Source organism: Mechercharimyces mesophilus (assembly GCF_059818345.1).
In genome coordinates this window covers 987,766-1,003,784 of the sequence record NZ_JCBAPH010000001.1, presented here as the reverse complement: position 1 = coordinate 1,003,784, position 16,019 = coordinate 987,766, and the positions used below count along the sequence as shown (strand labels likewise).

At 46.6% G+C, this 16,019-nt stretch carries 21 protein-coding genes and 1 tRNA gene; 2 read left to right on the top strand and 20 right to left on the bottom strand.

Features of this window, described 5'->3' with window-relative positions:
* Positions 1–45 precede the first annotated feature (45 nt).
* Entirely contained in the window at positions 46–1,206 is a 1,161-nt protein-coding gene (locus tag AC6RGY_RS05115; protein WP_499860179.1) for a ZIP family metal transporter, read from the top strand.
* A gap of 50 nt (positions 1,207–1,256) precedes the next feature.
* Here AC6RGY_RS05115 and AC6RGY_RS05110 read toward each other — a convergent pair whose 3' ends face one another.
* From AC6RGY_RS05110 to AC6RGY_RS05035, 16 genes are all read right to left on the bottom strand, one after another.
* Positions 1,257–1,568 carry an ArsR/SmtB family transcription factor gene (locus tag AC6RGY_RS05110; RefSeq protein ID WP_499860178.1) on the bottom strand — a complete coding sequence of 104 codons (312 nt, stop codon included), beginning with the start codon at positions 1,566–1,568 and terminating at the stop codon, positions 1,257–1,259.
* A 220-nt stretch (positions 1,569–1,788) separates the two neighbouring features.
* Positions 1,789–2,568: an SDR family NAD(P)-dependent oxidoreductase gene (locus AC6RGY_RS05105; protein WP_499860176.1), complete on the bottom strand. Its 780-nt coding sequence runs from the start codon at positions 2,566–2,568 to the stop codon at positions 1,789–1,791.
* Positions 2,569–2,639: 71 nt separating this feature from the next.
* The gene (gene crcB / locus AC6RGY_RS05100) at positions 2,640–2,993 is read right to left on the bottom strand and encodes a fluoride efflux transporter CrcB (RefSeq protein WP_499860175.1); all 354 of its coding nucleotides are present in this window, start codon (positions 2,991–2,993) and stop codon (positions 2,640–2,642) included.
* On the bottom strand, positions 2,993–3,385 hold the full coding sequence (crcB, locus tag AC6RGY_RS05095; RefSeq protein ID WP_499860174.1) for a fluoride efflux transporter CrcB: 393 nt from the start codon (positions 3,383–3,385) through the stop codon (positions 2,993–2,995). Before crcB (AC6RGY_RS05095) ends, crcB (AC6RGY_RS05100) begins: the two co-directional genes overlap by 1 nt.
* 172 nt (positions 3,386–3,557) lie before the next feature.
* Positions 3,558–4,004 carry a nucleoside-diphosphate kinase gene (gene ndk / locus AC6RGY_RS05090; protein WP_499860172.1) on the bottom strand — a complete coding sequence of 149 codons (447 nt, stop codon included), beginning with the start codon at positions 4,002–4,004 and terminating at the stop codon, positions 3,558–3,560.
* Positions 4,005–4,129: 125 nt separating this feature from the next.
* Positions 4,130–5,101: a polyprenyl synthetase family protein gene (locus tag AC6RGY_RS05085; protein ID WP_499860171.1), complete on the bottom strand. Its 972-nt coding sequence runs from the start codon at positions 5,099–5,101 to the stop codon at positions 4,130–4,132.
* 55 nt (positions 5,102–5,156) lie between these two features.
* Positions 5,157–5,891, bottom strand: coding sequence for a demethylmenaquinone methyltransferase (locus AC6RGY_RS05080; protein ID WP_499860170.1), 735 nt, complete (start codon positions 5,889–5,891; stop codon positions 5,157–5,159).
* 2 nt (positions 5,892–5,893) lie between these two features.
* Entirely contained in the window at positions 5,894–6,643 is a 750-nt protein-coding gene (locus AC6RGY_RS05075; protein ID WP_499860168.1) for a heptaprenyl diphosphate synthase component 1, read from the bottom strand.
* A gap of 84 nt (positions 6,644–6,727) precedes the next feature.
* Complete coding sequence (locus AC6RGY_RS05070) at positions 6,728–7,225, bottom strand: hypothetical protein (RefSeq protein WP_499860167.1); 498 nt, start codon at positions 7,223–7,225, stop codon at positions 6,728–6,730.
* A 172-nt stretch (positions 7,226–7,397) separates the two neighbouring features.
* A tRNA-Pro gene (locus tag AC6RGY_RS05065) sits at positions 7,398–7,474 on the bottom strand.
* 103 nt (positions 7,475–7,577) lie between these two features.
* Complete coding sequence (gene folE, locus AC6RGY_RS05060) at positions 7,578–8,141, bottom strand: GTP cyclohydrolase I FolE (RefSeq protein WP_499860166.1); 564 nt, start codon at positions 8,139–8,141, stop codon at positions 7,578–7,580.
* 196 nt (positions 8,142–8,337) lie between these two features.
* Positions 8,338–8,613 carry a non-specific DNA-binding protein Hbs gene (gene hbs / locus AC6RGY_RS05055; protein WP_499860164.1) on the bottom strand — a complete coding sequence of 92 codons (276 nt, stop codon included), beginning with the start codon at positions 8,611–8,613 and terminating at the stop codon, positions 8,338–8,340.
* 258 nt (positions 8,614–8,871) lie between these two features.
* Positions 8,872–10,350: a stage IV sporulation protein A gene (spoIVA, locus tag AC6RGY_RS05050; RefSeq protein WP_499860162.1), complete on the bottom strand. Its 1,479-nt coding sequence runs from the start codon at positions 10,348–10,350 to the stop codon at positions 8,872–8,874.
* 144 nt (positions 10,351–10,494) lie between these two features.
* Positions 10,495–10,635, bottom strand: a complete 141-nt coding sequence (locus AC6RGY_RS05045; RefSeq protein ID WP_499860161.1) for a hypothetical protein — start codon at positions 10,633–10,635, stop codon at positions 10,495–10,497.
* Positions 10,636–10,697: 62 nt separating this feature from the next.
* A complete protein-coding gene (locus AC6RGY_RS05040; RefSeq protein WP_499860160.1) occupies positions 10,698–11,390 on the bottom strand; it encodes a YphF family lipoprotein in 693 nt (230 codons plus the stop codon).
* Between the two features lie 15 nt (positions 11,391–11,405).
* Positions 11,406–11,567, bottom strand: coding sequence for a hypothetical protein (locus AC6RGY_RS05035; RefSeq protein WP_499860159.1), 162 nt, complete (start codon positions 11,565–11,567; stop codon positions 11,406–11,408).
* A gap of 147 nt (positions 11,568–11,714) precedes the next feature.
* On the opposite strand from AC6RGY_RS05035, the gene AC6RGY_RS05030 reads away from it, so the two are divergent.
* Positions 11,715–12,512: a hypothetical protein gene (locus AC6RGY_RS05030; RefSeq protein ID WP_499860158.1), complete on the top strand. Its 798-nt coding sequence runs from the start codon at positions 11,715–11,717 to the stop codon at positions 12,510–12,512.
* Between the two features lie 200 nt (positions 12,513–12,712).
* On the opposite strand, the gene AC6RGY_RS05025 is transcribed toward AC6RGY_RS05030, so the two are convergent.
* The 4 genes from AC6RGY_RS05025 to AC6RGY_RS05010 all read right to left on the bottom strand — a co-directional run bounded on the left by AC6RGY_RS05025 (position 12,713) and on the right by AC6RGY_RS05010 (position 15,991).
* The gene (locus tag AC6RGY_RS05025) at positions 12,713–13,729 is read right to left on the bottom strand and encodes an NAD(P)H-dependent glycerol-3-phosphate dehydrogenase (protein ID WP_499860156.1); all 1,017 of its coding nucleotides are present in this window, start codon (positions 13,727–13,729) and stop codon (positions 12,713–12,715) included.
* A 4-nt stretch (positions 13,730–13,733) separates the two neighbouring features.
* Positions 13,734–14,345, bottom strand: a complete 612-nt coding sequence (gene plsY / locus AC6RGY_RS05020) for a glycerol-3-phosphate 1-O-acyltransferase PlsY (protein ID WP_499860154.1) — start codon at positions 14,343–14,345, stop codon at positions 13,734–13,736.
* A 49-nt stretch (positions 14,346–14,394) separates the two neighbouring features.
* Positions 14,395–15,705, bottom strand: coding sequence for a ribosome biogenesis GTPase Der (gene der / locus AC6RGY_RS05015; RefSeq protein WP_499860152.1), 1,311 nt, complete (start codon positions 15,703–15,705; stop codon positions 14,395–14,397).
* A gap of 106 nt (positions 15,706–15,811) precedes the next feature.
* Positions 15,812–15,991, bottom strand: a complete 180-nt coding sequence (locus tag AC6RGY_RS05010) for a capping complex subunit for YIEGIA (RefSeq protein WP_499861466.1) — start codon at positions 15,989–15,991, stop codon at positions 15,812–15,814.
* Between the last annotated feature and the right edge of the window lie 28 nt (positions 15,992–16,019).

Below are 16,019 nucleotides of genomic sequence, written 5' to 3'. Positions count from 1 at the left end.
TGAGAAATCGTCATAAATAATGAGTAAGAAAGGAGCGTGCGTTAAATGGGATTGTTTCTGTTTGCTATGCTAACAGGAGTAGGTTATGTTCTCGGAAGTATTTGGATTTGGTGGAAAAGTCCCAAAAAAGCAAGTCACCTCCAAAACCTTTTAGCTGTTAGTATTGGTTTGATCTTAACTGTCGTCATTAGCGGGATGATTTCTCACTCGCTATCCAGCTCCCCGCAGATGGGACCATGGCTTCTTGTCGGTTTTCTGGTTGCGCTGTTTCTACATTATGGACTGACTCGCTTCCGCAAGCAGAGTGGCGATCAAGAACTCATCTGGGTGACACTGACCGGCTTGTCTATTCATGCTTTCTGCGAAGGATTTGCCATTGGCGTTGGATTTCTTGCTACTGCTACCATCGGTTTTGCCCTCGCCTTTGCCTTAATCCTACATAAGATCCCAGAAGGAGCCGCCATTTCTACCCTAATCATTGCACGTAAACAAGGAAAAAAGCAAGCGATCCTCGCCACGATCATCTTAGCGGTTGCCACTTTGCTAGGGACGCTAACCGGGTATGGACTCGGTTTTCTCTTCGCGATGGGATCCTCCTTCACTTCCGCTTCCATACTCTTTTCAGCAGGATTGCTTCTTTATATTGGCGCGAGCGAACTCATGCCACTTCTTAAAAAAGACGGCCGTACGGTCCTTTATCTTACCGTTGGTATTGTGCTCTATTACATCGTGAATTGGGGGGGAAGTACCCTGTTGCCCTCACACGAAGGGATACATGCCCACTCGGCGAATTCATCTGCCAATCACCATTCTGAGCACGCAGAGAGTGGTGAATCTTCTACATCAGCAAATGAGGATGGGCATCATCATCAGGAGAGTCCAGTAGAGTGGGAAAGTACTCCCCTCCCTACACTCGAAATTCATGCCATTCCAGACAATCTCACTGGTTGGAATCTACATATCCAAACCGAGCATTTTACCTTCCAACCAGCAAGGGCAGGTGAAAAACACGAATCCGGACAAGGGCATGCCCACCTCTATGTAGATGGAAATAAAATCGCACGCCTCTATGGGAGTTGGTATCACTTGCCTTCGCTTTCCCCGGGTTCCCATGAGATCACCGTTACGCTAAACGCCAATAACCATGCTCCCTTCACGATCGACGGAAAGACCCTCTCACAAACCATTATCGTTGAAGAAAAATAAAAACCCCCAACCTTGTCAGGAATGAGGGTTTCGTAAAATCTATTCAAGTATTAACATTCGTCCGCGCAAGCCAGTTCAACCGTTCGTACCAGCTCTTTGAGGTGAAGAATGGCATCGTCAAAAGAAAGAGAATAAAGTCGTTGTGTTCCTTTTTGCTCAATCTCTACTAAATTCACATCCCGTAAAACTTTGAGATGATGCGATATCGCCGGGCGCGACAAGGTGGACTGCTCGGCGATCTCATTTACACTTAGTTGCGCGCTTCCTGCAAGCAGGAGAATAATCCGTTGACGCGCAGGGTCCCCCAACGCATGAAATAATGGCGTACACGTACGAAACGTGTCCATTGCGGCTTGTTCCATAACCCTCTCCTCCCTTATACTTACTGAATGGTTAAATATATAGTGAAAAATGACTCTCATTTCTTATATAGAGAAATCTCTATTGAAAGAGTAACCTTCCTCTATTTTAATCCTTTTCACACCAAACTTCTATAAGGGAGCGAGGAACTCTTTCGCACATTGGATGGTCTTTCGTTCATCAGGCGAAAGGGAAACCCCGCGCGGACTACTGGAATGCTGATTATCTACGTGTCTCCTGGAAATTACGAATCACCTGGGTAACCATTTTTCGTGGGAGCCACTTCCCTAAACGAGCCGTCATTCGGTTGCTGAAACCAGGAATGACAAAAGTCTTCCCTTTCGCAAACCCACGGTAGCCTACCTCGGCCACCTCTCGTGCTGCCACTGCTGACTGCATGGCCTTTGATCCCACCCAGCCTGCTCGATTGGAGAAGCCTGTTTCTGTCGGTCCCGGACATAAAGCCGTTACGCTTACCCCAGTCCCCTTCAATTCATTCTCCAGAGACCCTGTAAACGATACGACAAATGCTTTGGTTGCGTAATAGATCGACATCAGCGGTCCTCCAGGCTGGAAACCAACGATGGAGGCCGTATGAAAGATTCCTCCTGATCCCCTCTCCACCATATCGGGAAGAAACAGATGCGTCAAAGAAACCAGAGACTTGATATTGACATCAACCATATTTAAGTTTTGCTTTAGATCCGACTCTAAAAAGGTACCAAAATCTCCGAATCCGGCATTATTCACCAATACATCAACTTGAATCCCCTTTTGCTTCATCGAAGCATAGATGCGGTCAGGCGCATCCGGATCGCTTAAATCCTCTGCCAACACCTCTACCTGAACAGCGTGCTTATTCTGTATTTCCTTTGCCAAATGATGCAATCGCTCTTCTCTCCGTGCGACGAGTATTAGATCGTGTCCCTCTCGAGCAAATACCTTTGCCAGCTCCTCACCAATTCCACTTGATGCGCCTGTAATTAATGCTGTATTCGTCATGTAAATGCACCCTCTCCGTTATCTAATGTTTAAGTGTTTAAACATATAATAATATAGTCCGTATTCTCCTGTCAAGCACTTGTCAGATGAAATCCGAAAAAAGCAGCGAGTCCGCCGATAAGGTAGGTAAGCAACAGATAGAGAATCAACATCTTCCACTTCTTCTGCTGAACAAACAGAACCAGCTCCACATTTAGCGTCGAAAACGTCGTATAGGAACCGAGAAAGCCGACACCGAAGAGCAAAAAAATAGGATAAGAAGTGGAAACACCAAATAATAGACCGAGCAAGAAAGAACCTGTTACGTTGACGAATAACGTTCCTAACGGAAATCGTCCCCACAACTTTTCATTTAGCCAACTACTCACCCACCAACGTACCACAGCCCCTCCAAAACCACCCAGAGCAACATAGAGTATATCCATTACGCCTTCCTCCTGTTCGCACGACGCTCTCCCCACTTCCATCCGATCCAGGCGAGAAGAAAGCCACCACACAAACTCATGCTCACATAGAAAAGAGCCATCACCCATCTGCCTTCGTAAATAAGGTCCATCGTTTCTACACTAAAAGTAGAATAGGTCGTAAACGAACCGATCAGTCCCGTCCCGATTGCGCGCATCCACTCTTCTTTAAACTTTCTTTGTGTTAGTGACCATACCGTCAACCACCCCAATAGCAGACAACCGGTCCAATTGGTAAGAAGAGTCGCAAGTGGATACACCGGATCTCCGAACAACACGAGTACACGCGACACACCATAACGTAATACCGCCCCAACCATTCCAGCTAGACCGATTATCACTGCTCCTCTCACTTTTCTCTCCTCCTCCGCAAAAGCTCGTTGCCAGCCGGCATCGATTTAATCGAGCTTTTTGTTTGTGTTGCAAACTAGTTTTTGATTATCATCCTAAGTACGGTTCCTTTCTCCAATGGAAAAAACCGATGACTCCCTACGGAATCATCGGTTTAAAGAACTGCTATTCGTCTTAATAGATCCACTGATCCATGGTTTTGTTGTACTCACTCTGTTCTTTCTCATCGAAGAACAAACCAATTTCCCGCGATGCACTCTCCGGAGAATCCGAACCATGGATAATATTCATGCCTACGCTAATACCGAAGTCGCCACGGATTGTACCAGGAAGTGCTTCCTTCGGGTTGGTTTTCCCCATCATTTGACGAGCGGTTGCGATCACATCATCGCCTTCCCACACCATCGCAAATACAGGAGCCGATGTAATGAAGCTAACCAATTCACCGAAAAACGGGCGCTCCGCATGCTCACCATAATGCTTCTTAGCTAGCTCTTCCGAAATGGTCATCAACTTTGCGCCAGCCAGTTTAAATCCTTTCTTCTCAAAACGGGATACGATTTCACCAATAAGGCCACGCTGTACAGCATCCGGCTTTACCATCAAAAATGTTTTTTCCATCTTTCGCTCATCCTCCAATAATCATCATCGCCAATTGACCATGATGCAAATATCGATTTCTTGGTACTATGTAACCAAAAGGCATTCTATCAAAAAACGATGGGGAAAGCAAACCAATAAGCCTCCTAATAAGAGCGATGCTCAATAAACTGGGCTAACTTCTCTAATAAGTCGCGTGCAGAACAGACAGGCATTTTTTGCAAAATGGCATAGCCCTTATCCAGATAGCGACGGGCCAACTCATTGGTAAAAGAAATCCCCTGCGATTGACGCACAGCGGCAATCGCCTGCTCAGCAGCTTCCGGACTACGGTCTCCCTGTACGTACTGCAAAACAAGTTGACGGGCCTCTTCCTCTCCACTGTGCAGAGCACAAATCACAGGTAGCGTAATGTTTCCTTGTCGAAGGTCACTTCCAGCTGGCTTGCCTAATTCTTCTTCGTTCCCCATAAAGTCAAGAACATCATCTGTCAACTGAAAAGCCATCCCCATGTAATAGCCAAATAGGTGAAGACGGCGCGTCAAGTCATCCGGAACGTTGCTCACAAGGGCTCCCGCATGAAAGCTGACTGCGATAAGTAAAGCCGTCTTTCGTTTAATCCTACGCAAATAACAGGATAATGTCTGGTTCCAGCGATAAAAATCACGAATCTGGTCTATTTCACCGAGGCACATCTGCGTAACCGCTTTCGATACCACTTGGTGGACTCGAGGATCTCCAACTTCACCTGCGAGTGACAAGGCTTGCCCCAAAATATAATCACCGGTGTACATGGCAATCCGGTTATCCCATTTCGTCTTCACTGTCGGCTGGCCTCTACGTGTTTCCGCATCATCAATCACATCATCATGAACAAGGGTCGCCATATGGATCAACTCAAGCGGAACCGCCACTTTCTTTAGCTTTTCCAGATCATATTGGCCAAACTTTCCTGCTAACAACGAAAAGACCGGGCGCATTCGCTTTCCGCCCGCAACCAATAAATGATTCGCCGATTCATTCAACAGGAGATGGTCCGTTTGAATCACAACGGACAATTGTTGTTCAATCGCACGAATATCCGTTTCTAAACTACGATAAATATCTTCAAGCTTCATACTATTCACCATCGCCGACATAAGATTGAGCACGAATCCATTCCACTACCGTCGTTCATGACTCCATGCCCTTGCGTCCAATATGTATCGCTGCAATCCCACCAGTGAGAGGAGTCACATCAACCAACTCCAACCCCATTTCTTCTTCCAAGATGCGGGCCAACTCACGGTAGTCAGGGAAATCCAGTAGGGATTCAGGAAGCCACCGATATTGTTCATAACGCTTTGCAACAACTTTCCCCAGTAGAGGAAGGACACGCTGAAAATAAAAGTAATACAAAGCACGGAATGGTTTCCACGTGGGCTTGGACAGTTCAAGAGAGACAACTTGTCCACCCGGCTTCACCACCCGCTTCATCTCGGACAATACCTGCCGTATATCCGGGACATTGCGTAAAGCAAACCCAATCGTAACGTGGTCAAAATAATCGTCCGGGAAAGGAAGATTCATGGCGTCTCCATGGAGCAATTGAATCTGGGATTCCAGGTCCAAACTAGCCACTTTCTCCTTCCCGACAGCCAGCATATTCTCACTAAAATCAAGACCCACGATCTTGCCCGTCTGAGAGGCTCGTGCCAAAGAAATGGCCCAATCGCCTGTGCCACAGCATACATCAAGACCGTTGTCACCTAACTGAACATCCATTTTCTTCATGGTCTTCTTTCGCCATGCTTTGTGACGTCGAAAACTGAGAAGGGAATTCATTCGATCATATTTATGAGCTATGCTTTGAAAAACATCGTGCACAAATTCCTTTTTCGTCTCATGCTGCATCTCTCTTCGCTTCATCGTCATCCCTCTCGTACCGCAGATGCTTGTGTCATGGCTTGAAATCGATTTTGTATCAACAATCTAACCTGTGATACTGCCTCGTTTGACGCCAGTTGTTCCAACAGATATAACGCCTTTTGCACGTGAACACGCACTTCATCTTCCGGAATTGGACCCACAACGGGAAGAAGCCCCTCCGCTTTCACTGCATCGGCGAGAACGATATGGTGAATCACTTGCTCCCATATGAGGGATTCATCAGGAAAACAGTGACAAGCAGTCTCTTTCAGAATCATACCACGAATAGCAACAAAGTACTCAGATGCTGTCTCCCATGGGATCTCTGATTGCGCATTCACTAACTGGTAGAAATCAACCTTGGCTTGGTTTACCTTCCAGATCGCTCTTGAAATAGGCGCAATCCATTCTATTTCCTCTATATCAGCTAAACGGCGATAAAATAAACTGCTATAGTAATCGCCAGCTAAAACACGCATTTGTCGTTGGCGCATTCCTGTGAGGGAATGCTCTGGGCCGTTGGAAACATGATCGTGAATATCCAATCCCATTTGCAAAAGCGTGATTGCTACACTTATTTCTCGAACATGCTCGCGTGCTTTCGGGTTACTTTGAACCATTGCGAACACGAGTCGTAAAAAGAACGTCGGTACTTCTGCCTTCCCGACGAACGTTTCAACATAAGAATGCTGAACCTCCGCAGACAAAATGGATTGCAACTCATCCATTTCTTTCTCTTTCATGGATGTCATCTGGCGCCCCTCCCCCAACAAACAACCAACATCAAAAACATTTTCTCTAGCTCAGTATAACATAATTCTACATTCCCCACAGGTTCAAGGATTGGTATATTGCACCTGAAATTGTTCCTCAACATATTTTTTCTCCGATAGTCCTTCTGGGTTTTGCATAGAGGGATCTTTCTGCAATTGAGTTCGCTTGGCTACCACCTGTGCCCATTTCGATGTGTCTGCTTTATTGACTTCTACTTCAACAGCATTCACATTCTCTGTATGGACAAAGCTGTTTTTAAGAAGGATAAATAATTGGCCAAAAACTTCTTCTTCCGTCATCGTCTTCGCTTGGCTGACGGTTACACGTAAAACCTCGCTTTCCCACTCCACATGATGCAAAGCAAGACTCAAGTCTTGTTCAACCAGAAAATTGACGATCGTCTCGTCCGTCAGCTGACTTGGTTGTTCTCCTCCCCATTGAAACGTAGGTTGCTCTCCACCAAATGGATACGTCCACAGGGTTGGAATAAGGGATAAAAGAGCAGCCAGCATGACGCACAGTACAATGGAACCAAGCATGAAACGAGGAAAATGGCTCATCGCATTCCTCTCCTCTCCTTGTCACCAGTTTATCGTGAGAAACAAGGAAACATGCCTCCAAGAGTGAACCACACGCCCCTGGATGAAAGCAGGTAGCATAAAAGTGCCCGGTTCTCTCGGTTTACTCACATAAAAAACTCCCCAGAAAGCTGGAGAGTTTATCGTTCTTCTATGGTCGGGCTAGCCGGAGTTGAACCGACGACCTCTTGCGCCCCATGCAAGCGCGCTACCAAGCTGCGCCATAGCCCGGCATCTGAAACAATGTATGTATCAAGTGACGACAAGTCCTATTATATAAGGGATTATCGCCACTGTCAAGAAAAAATTGCAGATGCCGGCTTTCCGCAACCACTTACTTCGTACTGATCAGACTAAGGGCTTCGGCGCGTGCCGCAGCATCCTCAGCAAAGATCCCCCGTACTGCGGATGTAATGGTCTTTGAGCCCGGTTTTTTGACCCCTCGCATCGTCATGCACATATGCTCTGCTTCAATCACGACAATGACGCCGTGTGGTTCCAATTTTTCTTGGATCGCGTCAGCAACCGTAGCAGTGATCCGCTCTTGCAACTGCGGACGTCGTACAACTGCTTCTAAGGAACGAGCCAACTTACTCAGTCCGGTTACCCGTCCTCCTTTAGGTATATATCCAACGTGCGCTTTGCCGAAGAAAGGGACTAAGTGATGCTCGCACATGGAAAAGAAGGGGATATCTTTGACCAAGACCAGCTCTTCGTGATCCTCGCTAAAAATCACCGAGAAATGCTCGGCTGGATCTTGGTGCAAACCTGAAAACACTTCTTCATACATACGAGCTACCCGCTTCGGTGTATCCATTAACCCTTCGCGGTCAGGATCTTCTCCCACCGCTTCGAGAATCATCCGCACAGCTTCTTGTATCTTTTCATGATTCACCATCTTGTTTTCGTCGCCTCCAATCAAACCCACCTTCTAAGTAAGGAAGGTACGCCCTCGATTATATCACAAATGTGGACCGGCAGTGTTCCTGCCCCTTTCTCCTTAGCATACAAAAAAGCCCCTATCATCATAAGGGGCTTTTTTGTAGGGCCGCGCTTCGTAAAACCACGCGTCTATGTACCCAGTCAGTCGGTTATTAGCCGTTTACTTCGTCTTTCAATGCTTTACCTGGACGGAAAGCAGGAACTTTGCTAGCGGCAATCTCGATTTCTTCACCCGTTTGTGGGTTGCGTCCTTTGCGTGCAGCGCGTTCGCGCACTTCAAAGTTACCGAAACCGATTAATTGTACTTTGTCCCCAGTGCGAAGTGCATCTGTAATGGAATCTAGTACAGCGTCAACTGCCATCGTAGCGTCTTTCTTTGTCATTTCCGTCTTTTCAGCTACTTGCGAAATCAAATCTGCTTTGTTCACGGTATTGACCTCCCAGATATAAAGGAATGTCAGAGAGTAGATGCTCCCCTACCAAAAGAGGGATTCTCTTTTGGCTACTCTTGCTATCCTCGCGATCTCCCATATTCCATCTAGAAGAGGGAATATGGTCAATCTCGCCAGTTCATTGTAATACAGACATTCCGCAAGTTCAAGTGGTTCTAGCCAATAAAGCAAAAAAAGCACCCTTAAATGAGCGCTTCGAAAGAATCAATCATCTTATTCATCCTCTATAGTCCACTATAAAATGATGGCAATTAAGCCTCCAGAACCCTCGTTAATGATGCGTTCCAACGTTTCTTGTAGTTTGTAACGCGCATTTTCTGGCATCATCGACAACTTGGCCTGAATGCCTTCGCGCACGATCGAGTGAAGGGAGCGACCGAAGATATCCGATTCCCAAATTTGCAGAGGATCATCTTCAAAATCCCTCATCAAATAATTGACGAGCTCTTCACTTTGCTTCTCAGACCCAATGATCGGGGCAAATTCCGATTGAACATCGACTTGGATCATGTGAATGGAGGGAGCCGTTGCCTTAAGACGAACACCAAAGCGTGGACCTTGTTTAATCAATTCCGGCTGATCGAGCTTCATTTCTTCCAATGTGGGGGCCGCTACACCGTAACCAGTGGTCTTTACCATCTGCAAGGCGTCTGCCACTTTATCATACTCTGTTTTGGCCTTACTAAACTCTTGCATCAATTGGAGTAAATGATCCTTTCCACGAATCTCCACTCCCACCACTTCTGTTAGCACCTCATCGTACAGTTCATCCGGTGCGTAAAGGTCAATCTCTGCAATACCATGACCCATATCCATCCCAGAGAGTGCCGCTCGCACAATAAACTCGTAATCTTCAAATTGATACACCATTTCGTCCACATCGCGTAACCTTCGAATATCTTTCACTGTTTCATGAACAGACGTTTCAAATTCATTACGGAGCCAATGCTCTTCATCCAGAACCATCACCCAGCTAGGTAAATTCACATTGACTTCATGGACAGGGAACTCGAAGAGAACCTCTTTTAATACTGAGAGAAAATCTTCTTCCATCATGGTAGCTACACTTACTGCCATTACAGGTGTATCATATTTTTCTGCCAACTCTTCTCGTAGCATCTGCACTTCTTCACTGTACGGATGTGTCGAGTTGAGCAGTACGATAAAAGGTTTCCCCACTTCTTTAAGCTCACCAACAATTCGTTCTTCCACTTCTTCGTATGAATGACGCGGAATATCTGCGATCGATCCATCCGTGGTGACGACGATTCCCATCGTAGAATGCTCTTGAATGACCTTGCGGGTTCCCACTTCTGCTGCTTCTTGAAAGGGAATCGGCTCTTCAAACCATGGTGTGTTAATCATCCGGGGCCCCTGCTCATCTTCGTATCCTTTGGCCCCCTCAATCGCATAACCAACACAATCAACCACCCGCACATTGATGTCAAGCCCTTCGCTTACTGCCAAGTTTACCGCTTGATTCGGTACAAATTTAGGTTCAATGGTCGTAATCGTCTTCCCTGCTCCACTGTGCGGGAGTTCATCCGTTGCGCGAGCTCGATCCGCTTCATTACTAATATTAGGGATCACCAGTTGCTCCATAAAACGTTTGATAAACGTAGATTTTCCTGTGCGGACCGCACCGACGACACCGAGATAAATGTCTCCTCCCGTCCGTTCCGCAATATCTGTAAAGATATCTATTTTCTTCATTTCCCATTGCCTCCTTCTATTCTTCCCCTGTCGGCGCGAAGTCGTTGAGCTGAACACTATAAATATATGAGAAGATTCTTTTATTATGATTCAGATGTACAAAAAAGCCTCTCCGATTCATAGCATAAAAAAAATGAGCCCCCGTCATTGGGACCCTCGCTTGTGTGGATTGCCTTCTCTCATCGCCACTTTCGTACGAAATCCCATGATTTTCACCGAGGCAGATAGTCGGCCCAATAGGAAGATAGCAGGAATAGCAATTAAGTGAAACCAAAGACTTTCCAAGTAAACCACCCCTCCTTTCTCTCGTTCTCTTCATCTTTATGAAGGAGAGGTGGTGCTTATGTTTATTGCGCACGCAGAATAGGTTCGCCCTCTTCCATTCTCATCATAGGAGAGTGTGCCGGAACATAGATAGAAGATTCCACAAGCAATCTTCTTGCATCCATCCCCTCTTCCACTTGTAGCGAATCTTTTTGTAAGAGTTGCATCACATCCATGCGGTAGTCTACATAGAGCTGACCGGTTTCATGGATAACCAGTGGCAACTGAATCTGAGCGGAATAGGGACTAGGAACACGGACGGCTTCTCTCCCGAGGGCATCATAATCCAGCTCATAGTACCCTCCTGAAATCTCTTGTTTCAAGGGGAGCTCACCTTCATCTTGCCGATACTGTTGCACCTGATATTGAACTTCTCCTACTCGTTGAGAGGTGCGAAGGTCAAATAATTTCACTTGGGGCTTTTCAGAATCGACCAGCACAAAGAGAAAGTTTCCTCCCTCAGCAAAACTAGATGCTGGAGGCGTCGATCCCAATGCATCGAAGTTGATAACATCCCTTCCATAAGTCGTCTTATCTTCTCGATTCGACTCGACGGGGAGGTTTTCATTATTTTCCACATACAGATCCACCTCCGACTGCACACGCAAAACATCTTCACGCAAATTTTCTTCTTGATTGCCGCCACTCCAGTTAGCAGGGTTGCCACATCCTGATAAGAAGAGAAGCAAAGCCATCAACAACGTTGCTCGTTTCATGGCATATCCACTCCTTTAACTGGTTAAAGCACGCAATCCAAATAGAAAAGCGGGGAAGAGCATGAGAATCGCCAGTGTCCAAAAAAGACCGCGCACCCATTTCCGTTTCACCACGCGAGCAATCGCAACCAAGACATTTACCAATAAAATAAGGGAAACTGCTACATAAAAATCCATCTCATTCATCATCCTTTAAGTACTTATTCACGTTCCATTATAGCAAATCCGCTCTTACCTACCCAAAACCCGGGGCAAGTGCCTTGCGCGAAATCGAACCATCCGAATAGGATGAAGAGACATTAGCCCTGGAATGGAGGTAGCACCATGAGACAACGTGCTGTCGCACCGAAGCGCCCTGCACCCCGATCTCAATCTCAAGGTATCCAACCGAAGAAACCGAGGCGACCCCAACCATCCCAAAAGCCACCCACACCCGCACCTTATCCCAGAGCGAAGAAAAAAGGCACCCAGCGATCGCAAATAAAAAAACCTTCTGCCCAAACAGATACAGGCACCCAGCCACTTTCTTCCCTCAATCTGGCGAATATATTGAGTAATTTCTTTAATATCCGTACCACCGTTTCCGACCTCAGCAGTTCGCTGCAACGATTAGAGCGCATGTTTGATTCTACCTATCAAATGTTCGAATTCGCTCAAAAATATATGGATGATCAGAAAAAGCCGTCCTCTCCGCAACAATCAGAGCGTTCCTATAACCAATCCCCCTTTCCTGATTTTAATAATGAACCGAACTATCCGCCTTATCAACGTGAACCTTCCTCAGAAAATCCTTTTCCGTACTATGACAGAGAAAGGGACAGAAATCGAGCCGACGAACCCCCACCTTTTTCGAATTATGGACGCCCACAAAACCGCCAAGAAGCCCCTTCCTCTTCTCCCTTTCCTTTCTTCGAACAAGAAAATAAACAGGAAAAAAAATCCTCTCCTCCGCCTTTTTTCGCTCCCGAAGAAAGCAATAGAGGTTCAGGGAGTGGGGGAGGTAGCGATCAACTCTCCCTATTCAAATTACTGGAGTTCGTTGATATAGGAAGACTGGTTAAAATCATGCAGTCTCCCATTTTACGCGGTCTGCTCTCCGCCATCTTAAAGGGAGGAAAATAAAAACGGGGTAACGTGGCCATCCAGCCGCGTTACCCCTCTCCTTATCATTACCATCACCAAACTACCCATTTCCTTGACCAACTGGTCCCTTCCCTGATCAACAAAGAGCATAAAGTTGTAGTAATGAAAGGATGTACTACAGCGTATGACAAAATGGGTCAACGGGTAACAAAGGAAACACCTAATCCGCAAAGATCTAGTTATCCTTCAATCCATTCGGCTGATTCAGCTGTTTTACCCCGATTCATTAGCGCTTCCACCGCTGTGCGTGGTTCCTTCTGATGAAAGAGAACGTCATGAAGTTCCTTCGTGATCGGCATCTCCACTGCATACGATTCTGCCAGCTGCTGTGCGGCACGCGTGGTCTTAATCCCTTCTACAACCATGCCCATATGCTCGAGCACCTCTTCTAGAGGCTTTCCTTGCCCAAGATAGTGACCTGTACGCCAGTTGCGGCTATGTTGACTGGTACAAGTGACCATCAGATCTCCCACTCCAGCCAAACCGAGAAAGGTAATCGGCATAGCGCCCATTTTTTTGCCCAAGCGCGTCATCTCAGCTAGACCCCTCGTCATCAATGCCGCTTTCGCATTGTCTCCAAAACCGAGGCCATCGGAGAGTCCCGCTCCAAGAGCGATAATATTCTTCAGTGAGCCACCAATCTCTACCCCAACCACATCCGGGTTGGTATAGACACGGAAATAGGAATTGATGAGAAGCGATTGGACTGCTTCTGCCGTTGCATTTGAAGTAGAAGCAATCACAACCGTCGTCGGTTGCTTTTGAATCACTTCTTCTGCATGACTAGGACCAGACAATACCGCTATGCGCTCTGTCACCCCTGAAATCTCTTCCGCGATAACTTCCGACATCCGTTTTAAGGTGGACAGTTCAAAGCCTTTGGTAGCATGTACAAGCAAAGCCCCTTTCATCACACTAGGCCGTGCCTGACGTACCACCTCACGCATCGCATGCGATGGCACAGCGATCAGCACCATCTCACAACCCTGTACGGCCTCTTTCAAGTTGGAGGTGGCCACAAGGGACTCTGGAAGGGAGTGATGCGGAAGGTAAACCTCATTTTGGTGATGAAGATTGATTGATTGCGCTATGCTTTCTTGACGTGCCCAGAGCGTAACGTCTAACCCGTTATCTGCTAGTACAGCCGCGAGGGCCGTTCCCCAGCTCCCTGCACCTAAGACTGCTACTTTCTTCATGCACTCATTCCGCCTTTCCTGCTTTTTTGGAACCTATCTGACTCTCTTCCCCCTTGATTAAACGTCCGATGTTCTCACGGTGGCGAAAATAAGCAAATGCCATCAACACACCACTAAAGAGCATCGCATAAGGGAGCGGTTCATATCCCAATAGCCAAATAAAGAGCGGGAGCGCAGTAACAAAAACAAGCGAGCCTAATGATACATATTTTGTAATAAAAATCACAAGAATGGCAATAAGTCCAGCAAGTAAACCTGCCTGCAAAAATAACATGGCGACTACACCAATGGTAGTGGCGATCCCTTTTCCCCCGCGAAACTTCATAAACAAGGGCCAATTATGTCCAGCGATCACGGCCAGCCCACACACGAGCGGGAGGATGGCATTCCCATTGCTAAGGGCGAGCCCCAATCCAACCGCACCCACACCTTTTAGCACATCTAACAGGAACACCACAAGCGCTAACTTCTTCCCTCCCACACGTAACGTGTTGGTGGCACCTGCATTGCCACTGCCGAATTCCCGAATATCGATTCCTTTTGTCAAGCGGAGAATCCAATAGCTAAAACTGATTGAGCCGAGAAAATAAGAGACGATTATCGCAAGAAAGTTCAACTCTCTTCACCTCCCACGGAGGGCATCATACCCATATTTTTTCGTTTCTCTATTTCTTACGTAAACCGAGTCGGATCGGGGTTCCTACAAAGCCAAAAGCTTCACGTAAGCGATTCTCTAGATACCGCATATAACTAAAATGCATAATTTCAGGATCATTCACAAACAGCAAAATCAGTGGTGGCTTCACCGACACTTGGGTCACATATTGGATACGCAATCGTTTCCCTTTATCTGATGGCGGTTGCGCTGCCACCAAAGCATGTTGAACGACATCATTGAGCGCAGAGGTGGACACACGCATCGCATGCTGTTCTGCTACTTCTTTTACAACTGGTAATACACGTCCTACCCGTTGGCCTGTTTTAGCAGATAGAAAAATAACCGGTGCATACTTCATAAAATGAAATTGTTCCCGCACCTCTTCTTCAAATTTACGCATGGTGTGCTCATCTTTTTCTACCGCATCCCATTTGTTCACCACAAACACACAGGCTCGCCCTCCTTCATGGGCATAGCCGGCAATCCGTTTATCTTGTTCCGCAATTCCGCGCTCACCGTCTAACACAATAAGCGCTACATCAGAACGCTCCAAGGATTTGAGTGCCCGGAGCACACTATATTTCTCTGTCGTCTCATATACCTTACCCCGCTTACGAATCCCAGCCGTATCGATGAGCACATACTCCTGTTCTTCGTGCGTAAACGGACTGTCGATGGCATCGCGCGTCGTTCCTGCAACCGGACTAACAATCACACGCTCTTCCCCCAAGATCGTATTGACTAAGGAGGATTTCCCTGCATTCGGGCGACCAATGACACAGACGCGGATGGTATCCCCATCGTACTCTTCTACCTCTGTCACTGGGAAAAGATTAACAACTTCATCCAGCAAGTCACCTGTCCCTGTACCATGGACAGCCGATAGCGGAATGGGCTCTCCAAATCCTAGACTATAAAATTCGTATAGATGATCAAAATGCTTGGGATGGTCAATCTTATTTACCGCGACGATCACATTCTTTTTCGAACGGTAAAGCATATGTGCTACTTCTTCATCGGCCGATGTGATTCCTTCGAGTCCATTGACCAGCATAATAATCACATCTGCCTCGGCAATCGCAAGTTCTGCCTGTTGCCGAATATGTTCTACCATTTCATCCTTGCCACCCATCTCTAAACCACCGGTGTCAATAAGATGAAAAGGTCTTCCGTTCCAATCCCCACGACTATAAATTCGATCTCGAGTAATACCGGGCTGATCTTCTACAATCGAAATACGTTCGCCCGCAATTCGGTTAAATAATGTCGATTTCCCTACATTGGGACGTCCGACAATAGCTACAACAGGATACGACATCTCTTTTACGCTCCTTATTCTCACAAATACTCAATTGGACCTTGTCTATTGTATCATACTCATTCATGCGATTTTAAAGGGCTTTTCAAAAACATTTCGTAGAGAATTATCCCGCATGACGAACGATGATCATCACTTGTTCATCCAGTTTGTGCGCGATGCCATCCAAGATTTTCTCCAGAAGAAAGGCGATTTCCTCCAACTGTTCGTCTGTACGCGCAAAAAAGATGGGGGCACCCCCACCTTGCACACGCTCTTTATCACTCGTTATAACGGCCAATATCATCTTCTCATGTGTCGTTCCCACAGTCATC